Here is a 15,800-nt window from a genome sequence, read left to right on the forward strand (position 1 = left end):
ATTCATATTGCCGACCTTTGCCGACCAAGTAGCCAAACGAAGAATATCCCTCCGACCAGACCGGTCACGATGCCGATGGGCATGTCTTCTGGCGCCATGACTGTACGCGCAGCGATATCGGCCCATAAAAGGAAAATCGCCCCGATCAAAGCGGAGCCAGGCAAAACACGGGCATAGTCGCCCCCGACCGCCATGCGCACCACGTGGGGGACCATCAGGCCTACAAAGCCGATAATCCCTGAAAACGCGACCATGACCCCGGTAATCAGCGCGCCCACGACAAAGACAGATAACCGAAATCTGGCAACGGGGATGCCAAGTGTTGAGGCCGTTTCGTCACCCACTGTCATTGCGTTCAAGTCCTTTGCCTTGAACATGAGCCATCCGGCACAGATCAAAAGGATGACGAGGGGGTAAAGCAGTTGGCTCCACTGGGCGAGACCAAGCCCACCGAGCATCCAGAAGACGACGATGTGGGTTGCTTTGGGATCGGCAAGGAAAACCAGGACATTCGCCCCAGCCATAATGATGAAGGATACGGCGACACCCGCCAGCACAAGGCGATCAGCGCTCATGGTATTTGCGAAACGCGATACGATCAGCACGATCGCCGTCGCGGCAAGCGCCCCGAGAAAGGCCAGCAGCGGCACGGTCAGGTGGCCCACGAACAAACCGGTGTGAAGAAGCGCGAGGATGGCACCGAATGCCCCGCCGGAGGATATCCCGAGGAGGTGTGGATCGGCCAAGGGGTTCCGCGTGACGGCCTGAAGGCTGGCCCCCACCATCGCCAATCCGGCTCCGACCATTATGGCAAGAAGGGCGCGTGGGAAACGGATTTCCCATACGATGGCTTCGCGGCTCTGAGACCAGGTTTCTTCGATGAAGCCCGGCGCAATTCTATTGAGGATGACGCCCCAGACCGTATTCAACGGGACCGGAACAGCCCCAACCGAAATCGCAAAGGAGAGCGAGACCAAAAGCAGGACCATTCCACCCAACAGGAAGGCCGGCATGCCACTGAAACGGTGAATGATTGCTTTGGCGCTTCGGGTCTCGGCCATGGGACTACTCGGCCCAGAAGGCTTCGGCCAAGGTCTTGATCGCCTGGATGTTCCGGGGTCCCGGCGTCGCCTCGACATATTCCAGAGTGACAAAGCGGTCGTTCTTGACCGCCGCCAGACCCGCGAGAGCAGGGTTGGACAGGATGAACTCGCGCTTCTGTGCTGCGGTCACTTCGCCGTAGTCGATGATCACGATGACCTCCGGGTTGCGGTCCACGACCTCTTCCCATGTCACCGTCGCCCAGCTTTTTTCGAAATCGTCCAGTATGTTGACGCCGCCGGCCGCTTCGATCAGTGCGGTCGGCATCGCGTAGCGGCCCGCCGTGAATGGCGTGTCTTCGCCGCTGTCATAGACAAACACGCGCAATGGCTCACCGGCTTCCAGTCGGTCCGTGAAGGCCGCGAGATCTGCCCGGTAGCTCTCCACAAGTTCGGCGGCCCTGTCTTCAACGCCGAAAATCGCACCCAGGTTCGTCAAATCAGCATACATGACATCGATGCCGGCCTTCTCCCTGTCCATGATATGGGAGCAGGACTCAGTCAGCTCGTAAACCTGGATGCCAAAGGGTTCCAATGTCTCCGGCGTGACTTCGCCGCCCACTTTCATGCCGTAATTCCACCCTGCGAAGAAGAAATCCGCATCGGCCCCGACAAGGACTTCTTTGGTTGGGTACTGCGCCGACAATTCGGGAAGTTCCTCGACGCCTGCACGCATTTCTTCGTCAAGCGTCTTCCAGCCCGAAATACCGGTGTAGCCCACCATTCGGTCGGCAAGGCCAAGGACCAGCATCATCTCGGTCAGGTTCACGTCGTTTGAAATCGCCCGTTCCGGGGGCGCATCGAAGGTGACAGAGCGATTACAGCTTTGAACCGTTGTATCGGCAATTGCCGCACCGGCGGCGATGGCGCATACCACGGTGGTGAGAAATGCCTTCCTCATGAGTGCGATCCTTGTTTCTGAAGATGGAATGTGAGGTGATCGGTGTTGCTGAGCGAAAGCTGCTCCTTGCGGGCAACGATCTGAAAAGCGTCAGAGACAGCGACCTCGGACAGCACCTTGGCGGGAGGGCCAAACCCGACAGCATGGCCGGAATGAAGGAGCAAGACGTCGTCACAGACACCAGCAGCCAGGTTCAGGTCATGCAGGGAAGTGACGATTGTCAGCGGCAGGCTTCGGATCAGGTCCAACACCTCAAGTTGGTGACGAATATCGAGGTGGTTGGTCGGCTCGTCGAGAATCAGAAGCCGCGGCTCTTGGGCGAGCGCACGAGCCACCATAACCCGTTGGCGTTCGCCGCCAGACAAGGTACCCAGATGGCGGCCAACCAGCCCCCGCAGTTCGAGCCGGTCCAAGGCGTCTTCGACAATGACTTTGTCTCGGGAACCAGTGGCCCCGCCGATACCACGCCGGTGCGGCGTCCGACCCAGGGCCACGATCTCCCCGACTGTAAGGGCAAAGTCACTGGGTTGTTCCTGCAAGACAGCGGCAACCCGCCGGGCTACGGCCTGGGCCGACAGGCTCCAGATATCATCGCCATCAATGCGGACGGTGCCGGTTGTCGGCCGGTAGAACCGGTAGAGCAAACGCAGTAGTGTGGTCTTTCCTGCCCCGTTGGGACCGACGATTCCCAGGACACGCCCAGTGTCCAGCGAAAAGCTGGTTGAGTGCAGAAGCGTGGCCGCACCACGATCCGACGACCAGGAAAGATCTTCTACTGAGAGCTTGGCCGCTTTCATGAGGCGAGGTCCCCTGCAATCGCCAGCCGAAGCTTGTCGATCAGTTCACGGCCGGGGCGACACTCGGTACCTTTGTGCCGACAGGATGTGCAAACTGTAATGCGATGGTCCATCGGACCCTCCGTCTCTCAAACGAGGGAAGGACGAACCATGTGGTTGGGGCCGAGACCGCTTTGCCAACTTATGCTCCTGACCAGGCACCCCGCCTGCATCGTGTTGAAATGCCAATGATGCTCGCGCACCGGTGATGGCAGGTCTCCTGACTCGCGGGTCGATGCTTCCCCAAACCTTCCCGGACGTGGTGTCCAGTGGTTCGTATCGGGGTCGCTCGCCGCTCACAGTTGCGGGGGCAGTCACGGATTTGGTGCCTGCTGGCTGCGCCGCACCGTGTTCCCTTTTCATCTCGTCAGCGCATCGGGCGTCCGAGAACCATCGGCGATGAAAAGACATCAAATCCAATCTGCGGTCAATGACTGGAACTCAATAAGATGCCGACATTGGGATTGATGGACGCGATGGCGTCTTCGCCCCGCTTTGCCGCCATTTCCGCCGCCCGGCATTGCCACGGCGGCAAGGCCTACCCGGCCGCGTCCATCTGCGGCACGCTCACCGTTCCGCCACCCACCAGCGCCCGCACGCCGGTCGTGCCCGGGCAGGATGTCGGCAGCCCGCGCGCCACGCGGACCGCGAGATAGGCAAAGGCCTGCGCCTCGAGCATGTCGCCGTCGAGACCGACGCTTTCGACCGGCTCCACCGGGCAGTCGAGCGAGACGCGCAGCATCTCCATCAGAACCGGATTCATGCGTCCGCCGCCGGTGACCAGCACGCGGTCGGGCTGTGACGGGCAATGCGCCATGCCCTGCGCCACCGCGGCGGCGATCATCGCGGTGAGCGTCGCCACCGCATCGGCATCGCCCAGTTCCGAGACCAGCCCGATCATCTCGGCGAAATCGTTGCGGTCGAGCGACTTGGGCGGGATGCGGGTGAAATAGGGCTCGTCCAGGAACAGCTCCAGTGCGCCGGTCTCGACCTTGCCGCGCAGCGCAAGCGCGCCGCCCTCGTCCATCGGCAGGCCCAGCCGTTCGAGCATCAGGTCGTTGATCGGCGCATTGGCCGGGCCGGTGTCGAAGGCCAGAAGCGCGCCTTCGGCCTCGGGGCGATCGAAGGAAGAATCCACATAGGTCAGGTTGCCGACGCCGCCCAGGTTGAGAAAGGCCAGCGGCGCGTCGGCCCCGATCCAGCGCGCGCAGGCATGGTGAAAGAACGGCGCCAGCGGGGCCCCCTCGCCGCCCATCGCCACGTCGTCGCTGCGGAAATCCCAGACCACCGGCACGCCCAGACCCTGCGCCAGGGCGGAGCCGTCGCCCACCTGCAACGTGCCGCGGTTGCGCGGATCATGGGCCAGGGTCTGGCCGTGAAAACCCACCAGATCGACCCCTTCGAACCCGGCCAGAACCTGAGCATGGGCCTCTGTCACGACCCGTGACGCCTCTGCGACCGCCGGCCCCTGCCACCGGCCCAGGGCCGCGCGCAGGATCGCGCGTTCCGCCTCGGGATAGGGACGATAGGCGGTCTTGCCGAACCCGGTGATGACATCGCCGTCGGTCTCGACCACTGCCGCGTCGACACCGTCCAGCGACGTGCCCGACATCGCCCCCAGCGCCCGCACCGGCCCTGCCCGGCTGATGGCCTTATTCATGGCCTTTCCCTTCGCCAAACTGCCGCCTATACATGCCCCGCAATTCCAACCCGAGGCAAGACATGACCTACCACCCCAAATCGGATTTCATCGCGGTGATGATGGAGCGCGGCTTTCTCGCCGACTGCACCGATTACCAGGGCCTCGACGAGGCGCTGATCTCGGGGGTGCGGACCGCCTATATCGGCTATGACGCCACCGCGCAGTCGCTGCATGTGGGTCACCTGCTGAACATCATGGTGCTGCGCTGGCTGCAGAAGACCGGGCACAAGCCGATCACGCTGATGGGCGGCGGCACCACCAAGGTGGGCGATCCCTCGTTCCGCTCGGACGAGCGCCCCCTGCTGGGGCCCGAGCAGATCGACGCCAACATCGCCGGCATGAAGCAGGTCTTCGCCAAGTATCTGAGCTATGGCGAGGGCGAGACCGACGCGCTGATGCTCAACAACGCCGAATGGCTGGACGATCTGAACTATCTCGAGTTCCTGCGCGACATCGGGCGGCATTTCTCGGTCAACCGGATGCTGTCGTTTGAATCGGTGAAGTCCCGGCTCGACCGCGAGCAGTCCTTGTCGTTCCTCGAATTCAACTACATGATCCTGCAAGCCTATGACTTCCTGGAGCTGAACCGCCGTTACGGCTGCATCCTGCAGATGGGCGGGTCGGACCAGTGGGGCAATATCGTCAACGGGGTCGACCTGACCCGGCGGGTGCTGGATCACGAGATCTATGGGCTGACCACGCCGCTTCTGACCACCAGCGACGGGCGCAAGATGGGCAAATCCGCCGGCGGCGCCGTGTGGCTGAACGACGCGATGCTGAGCCCCTACGAGTTCTGGCAGTTCTGGCGCAACACGACCGATGCCGATGTGGGCCGGTTCCTCAAGCTCTATACCGAGCTGCCTGTGGACGAATGCGACCGGCTGGGCGCGCTGGCAGGCTCCGAGATCAACGCGGCCAAGATCCGGCTGGCCAACGAGGTCACCACGCTTTTGCACGGGGCCGAGGCCGCCGCGACAGCCGAGGCCACGGCGCGCGAGGTGTTCGAAAAGGGCGGCGTCGGCGACGACCTGCCGACGCTGACGCTCAGCGCCGACGAGCTGGGCGACGGCATGTCGGTGGTGCAGCTGATCGTCCGCTCGGGTCTGGCGAAATCCGGCAAGGAGGCCAAGCGCCTGATCGCCGAGAACGGCGCGCGAATGGACGACGCGCCGCTGACCGATGCCGGGCTGATGATCGACGCGGGCAAGCTCTCCTCGCCGATCAAGCTGAGCGCGGGAAAGAAGCGGCACGCGCTCGTGCAGCTGGGGTAGTCATCGCGCTCCCGTCTGGAACGAAACAAACAGCCACCTGAGCGGTGGCCGCTTTTTCTGGCGAGACAAGGGTCCGAGGAAAACGCGCGGGTTATCCAGTTTGCGATAGGTCGGGTTTGCGGACAATGCAGTCCTTGCGTGCTGTTCAAGATAAATCCGTCAGATCACAGAGATTATTGTTTGTTTAAAACTATTTTGCAAGGTTTGCTAAAGCTAAGCTCAGTGCCCTAAAGGTTCAAAGAGGTTATGTCGGAACATCCAACCCTGCCATGGTTAGACCTTCCATGAGCTTGTCCACGAGAACTTTTTCCATACCACGTGCCCGGAATGGCTGTCTCGGATCTTCCGCATAGTCGGGCTTCAATTCAAGAACTTTTTCCAATGTCCTTTCGGCCATCTCTTGGTCCCCGTTCATGGCGTGTGCAGCTGTTAGAGCAGCCTGCACCATATAGTTGCCGGGCAAGTTCACGGTTTGCGCATGCGCAATAGACGCCGAATAGTCGCCTTGGAGGAATGAGTGCAATTGCCATATGAAATCCCACCAACTCTGGTGCTTGGGGTTCAAAGCTTTGGCCCGAGTAACCCATTCTTTGCCTGTATCCCATTGACCGGAATAGGCCATCCAAGTACCCAAATCCGCCAGAACGAAGGAGTCATATGGATTTAGCTCAATCGCCTTTCGCGCGTGGTTCGCGAAAACATCCGGTGCATCACCGACCATCTGGCTACGGATCGCCAGAGCGTAATACGCATCTGGATTGGCCGGGTCTAGATCGATCGCACGCTGTGCCGCGCGTAAACTGTCTTCGTCCCAACTGTCCTTCGTATCGATAGAGTATTTCTTCGACTCGATGTGTGAGAACGCCAGTCTCGACCATGCGAGCGAATAGTCGGGATCGGATTTCACCGCACCCATGAGGCAGTCACGCGCTCGCCGATGGCGGTCAGGTTCGAAATTCTCGTAAAACCAGTAAGACAGCAGCACGCACTCATAAGCGTTGAGGTTCTCTGGCGCCTTTTCCTCGATCGCGCGAGCCAACTTGGCATCGAAGATGGGGGCGTCAGCAGACCCGATCTCAGAAACGACCTTCCTTGCGATTTCGATCTGTACATCAATCACGCTTTGCGCCGACAGGTCGCGTGTGAATGGGCCGGGCGCGTTAAGCTGAACGCAATCCCTGGCATCCGTGAATGAGGTTGTAACTCGCAGGCTTTCATCCGCGCGACGGACCGTCCCGGATAGTATAAAATCTGCATTCAACTCCCTGCGGATGGTGGCGCAATCAACCTCAGAATACTCCCGTGTCGAACTGAGAGAAAAAACAAATAGATTAGAGAATTTGGTTAGGTAGGCGTTGATGTCTCGGCTAAGTCCATCAGCGAAGAAGACTTCTTCCGCACCCGCACCAACTTCCTCGAATGGTAGAACTGCGATCTTGGGACCCGTTGGCATACCTTGATCGACCTCTTCCTGTCGGGCGAACCACGCGAATACCGAGGCGACAGCAATCAATGCGACCGTCGCAATAGGCCACAGACGCATGAGTTTACGGCGACGGTAGGACTTTGCTGCCGTTTCGGGCCAGCAATAAAGATCAACCGGACGTGCAATGTTTTTGACACTGTGTTTGCCAATCGACGCGAATCTCGCATCGACTTTCCCCACAATTTGATCAGCGACAACGCCGGAGATTACTATCCCGCCGTTCGGCGCCAAAGGCTCTAGGCGCGCGGCGATATTAACCCCATCACCGAGAAGTGTTCCGTCCTGCTGTACTACGTCCCCGAAGTGCACCCCTATACGAAAGCGAAAATTATCTGCTTCATCTCGCTCCAATTGGGCCTGAGCATCGAGAGCGGCGCGAACGGCATCCAGCGCCGAAGGAAACTCGGCGATGACGCTATCTGCGGCAGTAGCGATAATCGAGCCCTGATGCTCAGCAAGAATGCCGTCTATAATCGCGCGTGAGTTGGAGAGCGCGGCCAGTGCTTTGGCCTCGTTTTCCTCCATCCGGGCACTGTAGGAAACGGCATCAGCCACCAGAAATCCAGCAAGTTTTCGGGACATTCGTTCTCCGGTTTTGTCTTGCGATGTCACAATGCAACAACCAGGCAGTTTGTACAAACAAAGACCGGTTTGCTGCGCCAGCGAAGGGCACGGTATTGATCCCGCCGCTTTGGGCTCAATTCTGCCGCTCCCCTTGCCCAAACCGCACACTCTCGGCTGACCAAGCCCCGCCGGCAACACGTCGTGCCAACAAGCCGCCCCTAGACTCCCACCCCCAATATCCATTATCTGAACGTGCGTTCAAATCACGGGACGGGAGCCTGCCATGCAGTTGAGCAAGACATCCGCAATCATCACCGGTGGCGCCTCGGGCCTGGGTGAGGCCACGGCCCGGCACTTCGCCGCCGCCGGGGCACAGGTCACGATCCTCGACCGCGACGCCGAGCGCGGGCAAAACGTCGCGCAGGAGATCGGCGGGCATTACGCCGAAACCGACGTGACCGACGAGGCCTCGGTCGCCGCCGCCATCGCGCTGGCCAAGGAGAAGATGGGCCGGATCACCGTGGCGGTGAACTGCGCCGGTGTGGCCTATGGCATCAAGACCGTGGGCAAGGACGGCCCGCACCCGCTGGACGCGTTCCAGCGCACTATCGATATCAACCTGGTCGGCAGCTTCAACGTCTCGCGCCTCGCCGCCGCCGAGATGGCCGGAAACACCCCCGACACCGAGGGCGCGCGCGGGGTGATCATCAACACCGCCTCGATCGCCGCTTTCGACGGCCAGAAGGGTCAGGCCGCCTATGCCGCCTCCAAGGGCGGTGTCGTCGGCATGACCCTGCCCATGGCGCGCGACCTGGCCTCGACCGGCATCCGGGTGATGGCCATCGCGCCGGGCATCTTCCTCACGCCGATGCTGATGGGCCTGCCCGAGGAGGTGCGCGAGGGGTTGGCCGCCGATGTGCCCAACCCGCCCCGTCTGGGCGATCCGGCGGAATACGGCCGGTTGGCCGGGTTCATCGTCGAGATGGGCTATCTCAACGGCGAGGTGATCCGGCTTGACGGCGCCCTGCGGATGCGCTGAGCCGATGCCGGAGGGGCGCAGCCAGAAGCAGAGGATGCTGGCGGGCGACTGGTATTGCTGCCTCGACACCGAGTTGGAGGAGATGCGGCAGGCCGCCCGCCGCGCCGTCCATGCCCACAACACCTGTCCGCCCGACACGCGCGGCCCGATGGCCGCAGCGCTGGCCACGCTCTTCCGGCAGATCGGCGCGGATTGCCTGATCGAGGCGCCGTTCCACTGCGCCTATGGGGTGAATATCGCGCTGGGTGACCGGGTCTATCTGAACGCCGGCTGCACCATCCTCGACACCGCGCCGGTCACAATCGGCGATGGTGCGATGCTCGGCCCCTCGGTCCAGATCTACTGCGCCCAGCATGCCACCGACCCCGGCGAGCGCGCCCGCGGGCTGGAAATCGCCCGCCCCGTCCGCATCGGCCGCAACGCCTGGATCGGCGGCGGCGCAATCGTGATGCCCGGTGTCACCGTGGGCGCGGATGCCATCGTCGGTGCGGGCAGCGTCGTAACCCGCGACGTGGCCGCCGGGGACACCGTTGTGGGCAACCCGGCCCGCAAGCGCTAGGCTTCGGCCTTCTCGGCCAGGGCCAGCCATTCCTCCTCGTCGGCGGCCAGCTTCTTCTGCCGCGCGACAAGCGCCTCGGTGGCCTTGTCGAACTTCACCGGCTCGCGCGCATAAAGGTCGGGATCGGAAAGAAGCGCCTCCAGCTTGGCGATCTCGGCTTCCAGACGGGTGATTTCGTCGGGCAGAGCCTCCAGCCGGTGCTTTTCGGTGAAGGACAGGCCGGGTTTATCCTCAGAGCGCGGTTGAGACTTTAGTTTCGCGGCAGAAGCTTTTGGTTTCTCGTCTTTTTTCTCGGTCCTGTCGCCGCGCTGCGAGATGTAGTCGCTCCAGCCGCCGGCATAGACGGTGGCGCGGCCGTCGCCCTCCATCGCCACCGTGGTCGCCGCCACCCGGTCCAGGAAATCCCGGTCGTGGCTGACCAGCAGCACCGTGCCGTCATAGCCGTCCAGCAATTCCTGCAGCAGGTCCAGCGTCTCGACATCCAGGTCGTTGGTGGGCTCGTCCAGCACCAGCAGGTTCGACGGCCGCGCCATCAGCCGCGCCAGCAGCAGCCGCGCCTTCTCGCCCCCCGAGAGCGAGCGCACCGGCGCGCGGGCCTGGCGTTCGTCGAACAGGAATTCCTTGAGATAGCCGACCACATGCTTGGGCTGGCCGCGCACCATGATCTGATCGGCCTTGCCCGACACCCGCATCCCGGGATCGCCGGTCAGGCTGTCCCACAGGCTCATGTCCGGATCGAGCTGCGCGCGCGCCTGGTCGAAGACCGCACCCTCCAGGTTGGTGCCCAGCGTGACGCTGCCCGCGTCCGGCGCCTCTTCGCCCAGCAGCATTTTCAGGAGCGTGGTCTTGCCCACCCCGTTGGGGCCGACGAACGCCACGCGGTCGCCGCGCTGCACAAGCAGGTCGAAATCGCGGACGATCCGCTTGCCGTCAAAGCGCTTGGACAGCCCGCGCGCCTCGATCACCTTGCGGCCCGATTTCGGCCCCGACTCGAGCGCCATCGCCGCGCTGCCCTGGCGCGCGATCTGCGCCGCACGCTGGGCGCGCAGGTCCTGCAACGCGCGCAACCGCCCCTGATTGCGCTTGCGCCGTGCGCTGATGCCCTCGACCGCCCAGCGGCCCTCGGCCTTGATCAGGCGGTTCATCTTGTGGCGCGCCTGGTCCTCGTCCTCCCAGACCTTGTCGCGCCATTCCTCGAAATGCGAGAAGCCCTTTTCCTGCCGCCGCACCTGCCCGCGGTCGATCCACAGGGTCGCGCGGGTCAGCGCCCGCAGGAACGCGCGGTCGTGGCTGATCAGCACGAACGCCGCCCGCGTGGCGGCCAGTTCGCGCTCCAGCCAGAGCGTCGCCTCGATGTCCAGGTGGTTGGTCGGCTCGTCCAGCAGCATCAGGTCCGGCGCCTCGGCCATCAGCCGGGCCAGCGCCGCGCGCCGCCGTTCGCCGCCCGAGGCGGTGGCGACCGCGCGGGCGGGGTCGAATTTCAACCCTTCGGCCGCGCGCTCCACCTTGTAGAGCTCGCCCGGTTCGAGATCCGCCGTCGCATAATCACCCAGCGTGGCGAACTCCGCCATCGCCGGATCCTGCTCCATGTAGCCCACGGAGCCGCCCGGCGGCAACACCACCTCGCCGGTATCCGCCTCGACCAGGCCCGCCATCACCTTCAGCAGCGTCGACTTGCCCGACCCGTTGCGCCCGACCAAGGCCACCCGGTCGCCCGGCTGGACCACCAGGTCGAGGCCGGAGAATACCGGCTCGCCCCCGAAGGTCAGCGAGATCGCGTTCATCTGCAACAAGGGTATGCGCGCCATGTCCGCCAGCTAAACCCCGGGACACAGGGCGTCAACGCCCCGCTTTCACTGTTCCGCAAATACTCGCATTACCCGGCCACCACCCGCAGCAGCCGTTTCCGGGCCGGGGGAATCGCGCGGATCTCGAGCCCGGTGAACACGTGCAGCGTGTTCATCCGCCGGTCGATCACCGCATGGTCGCTGACCCGCCCCCCCATCGCCAGGTAGCTCCTGAGCAATGGCGGCATCCCTCGCATCGCCCGCTCGGCGTCGGGCGGCGGGCCGGGCGGCTGACCGAAGCGGTAGACGTCCCGCGCCTTGATCCCCGGCCGCCAGTCCTCGGGCGCCAGGTAGCGGTGGCCCAGCAATGCCAGTGCCTCACGGTGGCGCGCCGGGTCGGTCCCGGCGAAGGACGCGCAGCCGAACAGCATTTCGATGCCGCCCCGATCCACCCAGACCGTCAACGCGCCCCAGGCCACCCGCAGGATGTCCGCGTCCGGCCCATCGGCCAGGGTGCAGAACCGGCCCAGCTCGGCCATCGGGCCGCGATAGCGTTCCAGCGCCGAGAGGTCATAGGTCTCGGCCGCGCAGCTTCGGCCGATGTGGCGGCCGTCGGCCAGGGTCAGGATGCGGAAGCAGCACACCGCCTGCGCGTCGCGCTGCATGTCCTCGACCAGAACATGCGTAAACTGGTCGTCGAACCCGTCCCTGTCAGGTTGATCCGTGCCGAAGGCCCGCGTACGCAATGCCTGCGCCGCGTCGATATCGGCCGGCGACTCGGCGCGGCGCGCCCGGTAGCGCCCCTTGCTCAGCAGGATCTGCGGCACGACGTCTTCCTCCACATCCGGCCTCGCGGACCTGTCCCGCTCCCGGACGCCCTATTCCGAGGTCGGCAGCGCGGTGGCCGGGTTGAAGTTGCCGAGATTGCCCAGAAGCTGCCGGATGAAGGTCTTGTCCTGGATCGCCGAGTCGGTGACGCGCCGCTGCAACGGCACCACCCGCCCGTCCTCCAGGCCATAGCGTTCTATGTTGCGCACGATGCCCGCCTGGTCGAAGCTGATCGCCACAAGCTCGCGGGCGACGACCTCGGGCGCCTTGGGACCAAAGTAACGCATCCGCGTCGAGACATAATAGATGCCCTGATCGCCGACCACGCTGGTCGAGCTGGGCGAGCCGATCGCCTCGATCACGCTGTCGCGGGTATCGACACCCGGCCGCACCTGCGCCAGTTCTTCCTCGCTTGGAACATAGCCGTGATTGCGGAACCGTTCGGAACAGCCTGCAAGCGCGACGGCCAGCGCGCAGAGCGCGGCGCATCTCGCCACTGGTCCGGTTCGCCAGACGGTCCTGTTCATCCCTGTCCCCTTGCCATGCCAAACGGCGACTACTATCCCGATACAAAATGCGACGCGCTGGTTCAACCGAGGAAAGCTGCCAATATGACCGAAGTGACCGCACTGCGGGTTGCCCAACTGCCGCAGAACAGCCCCACCCCTTTCGATCTGCAGCCCGACCGCGCCCATCTCGACGGGTTGGCCGAGGCGCTGGGCCTGCTGGGCCTGCGCAAGCTGCGCTTTTCAGGAGAGATCACGGCACAGGGCAGCCGCGACTGGCTTTTGACCGGGCATTTGGGCGCCACGGTAGTTCAGCCCTGCGTGGTCACGCTGGAGCCGGTGACGACACGCATCGAGGCACCGGTGCGCCGGCTCTACCTGGAAGACTGGCAACCGCCCGAGGCCGAAGAGGCGGAAATGCCAGAGGATGACGAGGCCGAGGCGCTGGGCACGGTGATCGACCCGGGCGCGGTCATGGCCGAGGCGCTGGCGCTGGCGCTGCCGCTCTACCCGCGCAAGGACGGGGTCGGACCGGGTGATACCGCCTTTGCCGCACCGGGCAAGGAACCGCTCACCGACGACGATGTGAAGCCCTTTGCCGGGCTGTCCGCGCTGCGTGACAAGCTCAAAAAAGAGCAATGACAGTCGGGCGGAAACCTGTCATAGGAGGCGGCCAGAAAAACCGCTTGAACACGCCGAGATTCGCAGTATTTTCGCGCCCTCATCGGATTTAGGGTTGGACAACGGACGGGCCACGGCCTAGACGCGCGTCACGCCTTTTAGGAACCAAAGACCGAAACCGGCCGGCGGCGCGCGCCGCGGCCCACCAGACACGAAGGTTGAGACATGGCTGTCCAACAGAACAAAGTATCCAAGTCGCGCCGCAACAACCGTCGTGCGCATGACGCGCTGGTTGCTGCAAACCCCAACGAGTGCGCCAATTGCGGCGAGCTGAAGCGCCCGCATCACGTCTGCGCCGCCTGCGGTCATTATGACGACCGCGAGGTCGTGGCCCAGGCCGACGAGATCGATCTGGACGAAGACGCGGCCTAAGCCCGTTCCGAGGCAGGCCACTTCATGACCGCGCAGCCCGATCCGATCGGCGAGCCCAGCACCAGGATCATCATCTCGGTCGACGCCATGGGCGGAGACGCGGGCCCGTCGGTCGTTGTCGCCGGCATCGCGGAATCGGCCAGAAAGAACCCGGATATCGGGTTCATCCTGCACGGGCCCGAAGAGACGCTGCGCAAACTTGTCGCCAAACGGCGCGTCCTGGACGGGCGCGTCGTTTTTCGTGATTGCGCCGATGTGGTCACGATGGAGGACAAGCCCAGCCAGGTGGTCCGCAGCGGCAAGGGCAGCTCGATGTGGTCGGCGCTGGAATCGGTGCGCGAGGGCGAGGCCTCGGGCGCGGTGTCCTGCGGCAATACCGGCGCGCTGATGGCGCTGTCGACGATTCGCCTGCGCCGCCTGCCCGGCGTGACGCGGCCCGCCATCGCGATCCTGTTTCCCTCGCGCAATCCGCAGGCGTTCAACGTGATGCTGGATGCGGGGGCCGATGTCCGCGCCGATGCCCGGGACCTGCTGCAATATGCGCTGATGGGCGCCTCCTATGCGCGCAACGGGCTCGACCTTGCGCGTCCCCGCGTGGGCCTGTTGAACGTGGGCACCGAGGAACACAAGGGCCGCGCCGAGCTGAAGGAAGCCCACGGCCTGATCTCGGACTTTGCCGCGCAGGCGAATTTCGAGTTCGTGGGCTTCGTCGAGGGTAGCGACATTCCCGGCGACCGGGCCGATGTGATCGTCACCGACGGGTTCACGGGCAATGTCGCGATCAAGACCGGCGAAGGCACCGCCGGGATGATCGGCGCTTTGCTGCGACAGGCGTTCAGGTATTCGCCGCTCTCGCGCCTGGCCTCGGTGCTGGCGATCACCTCGCTGAACCGCCTGAGAAAGCGGATAGATCCGCGCCAGGTCAATGGCGGGGTGTTCCTTGGCCTCAACGGCACCGTGATCAAGTCGCATGGCAGCGCCGACGCCACCGGCGTCTCGGCGGCGGTCAAGCTGGCCTTCACCCTCGCCCAGTCCGGCTTTGGGCAGAAACTGGCCGCGCGGGTTGCATCCACGGTCGAGCTTACCCAAGATACCGTTCAGCGCGCCGATGAGGGCGCGCGACAAGAACCAGAAGGCAGAGCGTAGATGGCAGCCCGAGCAGTCGTCACCGGTGTTGGGCACTACCTGCCCGAACGCGTGGTGCCAAACTCCGAGTTCGAGGCCACCCTGGACACCACCGACGAATGGATCCGTTCGCGCTCGGGGATCGAGCGCCGCCATTTCGCGGCCGAGGACGAAACCACCTCCGACCTGGCGACCCGCGCCGCCGAGGCGGCGCTGGCCGATGCCGGCATCACCGCCCAGGAGATCGACGCGATCATCCTCGCGACCTCGACCGCCGACCTGACCTTTCCCTCGGCCGCGACCATGGTGCAGGCCCGGCTGGGCATGACCGGCGGATTCGCTTTCGATGTCCAGGCGGTCTGTGCCGGTTTCGTCTATGCGTTGAGCAATGCCCATGCGCTGATCGTCTCGGGCCAGGCCAGCCGGGTGCTGGTGATCGGGGCCGAGACCTTCTCGCGGATCATGGACTGGACCGACCGCTCGACCTGCGTGCTGTTCGGTGACGGCGCGGGCGCGCTGGTGCTCGAGGCGAACGAGGGCACCGGAACCGCGCAGGATCGCGGCATCCTGGCCACCGACCTGCATTCCGACGGCCGCTTTCGAGACTTGCTCTATGTCGACGGGGGCGTGGCGACCCGGTCGACCGGCCATCTGCGGATGCAGGGGAACCAGGTGTTCCGCCATGCCGTTGAAAAGCTGACACAAACCGCCGAATCCGCGCTGGACAAGGCCGGCCTGAGCAGCGCCGATGTGGACTGGATCGTGCCGCATCAGGCCAATATCCGCATCATCCAGGGCACCGCCAAGAAGATGGGCCTGTCGATGGATCGCGTGGTGGTCACGGTGCAGGATCACGGCAACACCTCCGCCGCGTCGATCCCGCTTGCCCTGTCGGTCGCCAAGGCGCGCGGGCAGATCCGGCCCGGCGATCTGATCGTGACCGAGGCGATCGGCGGCGGGCTGGCCTGGGGTGCGGTGGTGCTGCGTTGGTAGGGTGGCGCGATCCGGCTTAACCAAGCGGCTGCAATTCATTGATATTGACA

The 15,800-nt window shown here is 63.9% G+C and carries 15 protein-coding genes and 1 riboswitch; of the genes, 7 read left to right on the forward strand and 8 right to left on the reverse strand.

Translation table 11 applies throughout. The features are described 5' to 3' along the window. Positions 1–2: 2 nt before the first annotated feature. The 4 genes from BMX57_RS01285 to BMX57_RS01300 form a co-directional block, all read right to left on the reverse strand. Positions 3–1,061 carry a FecCD family ABC transporter permease gene (locus tag BMX57_RS01285; protein WP_092361749.1) on the reverse strand — a complete coding sequence of 353 codons (1,059 nt, stop codon included), beginning with the start codon at positions 1,059–1,061 and terminating at the stop codon, positions 3–5. 4 nt (positions 1,062–1,065) lie between these two features. Continuing rightward, complete coding sequence (locus tag BMX57_RS01290; protein ID WP_092361750.1) at positions 1,066–2,001, reverse strand: ABC transporter substrate-binding protein; 936 nt, start codon at positions 1,999–2,001, stop codon at positions 1,066–1,068. Then, complete coding sequence (locus BMX57_RS01295) at positions 1,998–2,798, reverse strand: ABC transporter ATP-binding protein (RefSeq protein WP_092361751.1); 801 nt, start codon at positions 2,796–2,798, stop codon at positions 1,998–2,000. The genes BMX57_RS01290 and BMX57_RS01295 overlap by 4 nt, the downstream gene beginning before the upstream one ends. 232 nt (positions 2,799–3,030) lie before the next feature. Further along, a riboswitch (cobalamin riboswitch) is annotated at positions 3,031–3,247 on the reverse strand. 128 nt (positions 3,248–3,375) lie between these two features. Next, the gene (locus tag BMX57_RS01300; protein ID WP_092361752.1) at positions 3,376–4,497 is read right to left on the reverse strand and encodes an anhydro-N-acetylmuramic acid kinase; all 1,122 of its coding nucleotides are present in this window, start codon (positions 4,495–4,497) and stop codon (positions 3,376–3,378) included. Positions 4,498–4,559: 62 nt separating this feature from the next. Between BMX57_RS01300 and tyrS the strand changes: the two genes are divergently transcribed. Next, positions 4,560–5,810, forward strand: a complete 1,251-nt coding sequence (gene tyrS / locus BMX57_RS01305; RefSeq protein ID WP_092361753.1) for a tyrosine--tRNA ligase — start codon at positions 4,560–4,562, stop codon at positions 5,808–5,810. A gap of 244 nt (positions 5,811–6,054) precedes the next feature. On the opposite strand, the gene BMX57_RS01310 is transcribed toward tyrS, so the two are convergent. Further along, positions 6,055–7,878 (reverse strand): adenylate/guanylate cyclase domain-containing protein, encoded by a 1,824-nt coding sequence (locus tag BMX57_RS01310; protein ID WP_092361754.1) that lies wholly within the window; start codon positions 7,876–7,878, stop codon positions 6,055–6,057. Positions 7,879–8,143: 265 nt separating this feature from the next. On the opposite strand from BMX57_RS01310, the gene BMX57_RS01315 reads away from it, so the two are divergent. Further along, positions 8,144–8,899, forward strand: a complete 756-nt coding sequence (locus tag BMX57_RS01315; RefSeq protein WP_092361755.1) for an SDR family NAD(P)-dependent oxidoreductase — start codon at positions 8,144–8,146, stop codon at positions 8,897–8,899. A 4-nt stretch (positions 8,900–8,903) separates the two neighbouring features. Continuing rightward, positions 8,904–9,458: a sugar O-acetyltransferase gene (locus BMX57_RS01320; RefSeq protein ID WP_092361756.1), complete on the forward strand. Its 555-nt coding sequence runs from the start codon at positions 8,904–8,906 to the stop codon at positions 9,456–9,458. Here the strand turns inward: BMX57_RS01320 and BMX57_RS01325 are convergent. From BMX57_RS01325 to BMX57_RS01335, 3 genes are all read right to left on the reverse strand, one after another. Then, positions 9,455–11,266: an ABC-F family ATP-binding cassette domain-containing protein gene (locus BMX57_RS01325; RefSeq protein WP_092361757.1), complete on the reverse strand. Its 1,812-nt coding sequence runs from the start codon at positions 11,264–11,266 to the stop codon at positions 9,455–9,457. The two genes, BMX57_RS01320 and BMX57_RS01325, sit on opposite strands and share 4 nt — an antisense overlap. A 68-nt stretch (positions 11,267–11,334) precedes the next feature. Next, a complete protein-coding gene (locus BMX57_RS01330; protein ID WP_229724146.1) occupies positions 11,335–12,072 on the reverse strand; it encodes a GNAT family N-acetyltransferase in 738 nt (245 codons plus the stop codon). A 51-nt stretch (positions 12,073–12,123) separates the two neighbouring features. Then, positions 12,124–12,600, reverse strand: coding sequence for an outer membrane protein assembly factor BamE (locus tag BMX57_RS01335; protein ID WP_092361759.1), 477 nt, complete (start codon positions 12,598–12,600; stop codon positions 12,124–12,126). Between the two features lie 84 nt (positions 12,601–12,684). Between BMX57_RS01335 and BMX57_RS01340 the strand changes: the two genes are divergently transcribed. The 4 genes from BMX57_RS01340 to BMX57_RS01355 all read left to right on the forward strand — a co-directional run bounded on the left by BMX57_RS01340 (position 12,685) and on the right by BMX57_RS01355 (position 15,750). Beyond that, positions 12,685–13,221 (forward strand): YceD family protein, encoded by a 537-nt coding sequence (locus BMX57_RS01340; RefSeq protein ID WP_092361761.1) that lies wholly within the window; start codon positions 12,685–12,687, stop codon positions 13,219–13,221. Between the two features lie 204 nt (positions 13,222–13,425). After that, complete coding sequence (gene rpmF / locus BMX57_RS01345; protein ID WP_092361763.1) at positions 13,426–13,632, forward strand: 50S ribosomal protein L32; 207 nt, start codon at positions 13,426–13,428, stop codon at positions 13,630–13,632. 24 nt (positions 13,633–13,656) lie between these two features. Next, entirely contained in the window at positions 13,657–14,778 is a 1,122-nt protein-coding gene (plsX, locus tag BMX57_RS01350; protein WP_092361765.1) for a phosphate acyltransferase PlsX, read from the forward strand. After that, positions 14,779–15,750, forward strand: coding sequence for a beta-ketoacyl-ACP synthase III (locus tag BMX57_RS01355; protein WP_092361767.1), 972 nt, complete (start codon positions 14,779–14,781; stop codon positions 15,748–15,750). Positions 15,751–15,800 lie beyond the last annotated feature (50 nt).

This window comes from Cribrihabitans marinus, assembly GCF_900109035.1.
Classification (GTDB): domain Bacteria; phylum Pseudomonadota; class Alphaproteobacteria; order Rhodobacterales; family Rhodobacteraceae; genus Cribrihabitans; species Cribrihabitans marinus.

Bases quoted from the DNA above. Each gene is read 5' to 3' on its own strand.
- BMX57_RS01340 (WP_092361761.1), top strand. From the start codon at position 12,685: ATGACCGAAGTGACCGCACTGCGGGTTGCCCAACTGCCGCAGAACAGC.
- BMX57_RS01290 (WP_092361750.1), bottom strand. From the start codon at position 2,001: ATGAGGAAGGCATTTCTCACCACCGTGGTATGCGCCATCGCCGCCGGT.
- BMX57_RS01320 (WP_092361756.1), top strand. From the start codon at position 8,904: ATGCCGGAGGGGCGCAGCCAGAAGCAGAGGATGCTGGCGGGCGACTGG.
- BMX57_RS01300 (WP_092361752.1), bottom strand. From the start codon at position 4,497: ATGAATAAGGCCATCAGCCGGGCAGGGCCGGTGCGGGCGCTGGGGGCG.
- BMX57_RS01285 (WP_092361749.1), bottom strand. From the start codon at position 1,061: ATGGCCGAGACCCGAAGCGCCAAAGCAATCATTCACCGTTTCAGTGGC.
- BMX57_RS01310 (WP_092361754.1), bottom strand. From the start codon at position 7,878: ATGTCCCGAAAACTTGCTGGATTTCTGGTGGCTGATGCCGTTTCCTAC.
- plsX (WP_092361765.1), top strand. From the start codon at position 13,657: ATGACCGCGCAGCCCGATCCGATCGGCGAGCCCAGCACCAGGATCATC.
- rpmF (WP_092361763.1), top strand. From the start codon at position 13,426: ATGGCTGTCCAACAGAACAAAGTATCCAAGTCGCGCCGCAACAACCGT.
- BMX57_RS01295 (WP_092361751.1), bottom strand. From the start codon at position 2,798: ATGAAAGCGGCCAAGCTCTCAGTAGAAGATCTTTCCTGGTCGTCGGAT.
- BMX57_RS01315 (WP_092361755.1), top strand. From the start codon at position 8,144: ATGCAGTTGAGCAAGACATCCGCAATCATCACCGGTGGCGCCTCGGGC.
- BMX57_RS01335 (WP_092361759.1), bottom strand. From the start codon at position 12,600: ATGAACAGGACCGTCTGGCGAACCGGACCAGTGGCGAGATGCGCCGCG.
- BMX57_RS01355 (WP_092361767.1), top strand. From the start codon at position 14,779: ATGGCAGCCCGAGCAGTCGTCACCGGTGTTGGGCACTACCTGCCCGAA.
- tyrS (WP_092361753.1), top strand. From the start codon at position 4,560: ATGACCTACCACCCCAAATCGGATTTCATCGCGGTGATGATGGAGCGC.
- BMX57_RS01325 (WP_092361757.1), bottom strand. From the start codon at position 11,266: ATGGCGCGCATACCCTTGTTGCAGATGAACGCGATCTCGCTGACCTTC.